Source organism: Streptomyces sp. SID14478, assembly GCF_010548525.1.
Classification (GTDB): domain Bacteria; phylum Actinomycetota; class Actinomycetes; order Streptomycetales; family Streptomycetaceae; genus Streptomyces.
The window spans coordinates 1-352 of sequence record NZ_JAAGMG010000511.1; the positions used below are offsets into that span (position 1 = coordinate 1).

The following is a 352-nucleotide window of genomic DNA, read 5'->3' on the forward strand; positions in this document are numbered from 1 at the left end:
GTGCGGGTCGATGCCGAGGGCGCGGGCGGCGGCGTAGGACGCCTCGCCGATCAGGTCGCTCGGCCCCGTGTCGCCGACGACGGCGTACAGGACCTTGCCCCGGTAGACGATGGCCGCGACGGTGCCGCCGCGGACGCCGGAGCGGGCCGGGTTCCAGAGGCGGCTCGCGCCGGGCACGACGACGTACGGCAGTGATTCGGCGCTCAACTGCCGCCCGTCGGACTGCTGGTAGGCGGTGGCCGCGTAGAACAGGGGGTCCGTGCGGCGATTGCAGTGCCGGCCCGCGCGGCCGTCGCAGTCGACGTCGAGGTCGGCCTTCCAGTGGACGGCGCCGCGCGCGGCACACACCGGG

Annotated in this window: 1 protein-coding gene; it reads right to left on the bottom strand. The window is 75.6% G+C overall.

Features of this window, described 5'->3' with window-relative positions:
- Positions 1–352: glycoside hydrolase family 75 protein (locus G3I40_RS16515; RefSeq protein WP_203644187.1), on the bottom strand; the 352-nt coding region annotated here is incomplete at both ends.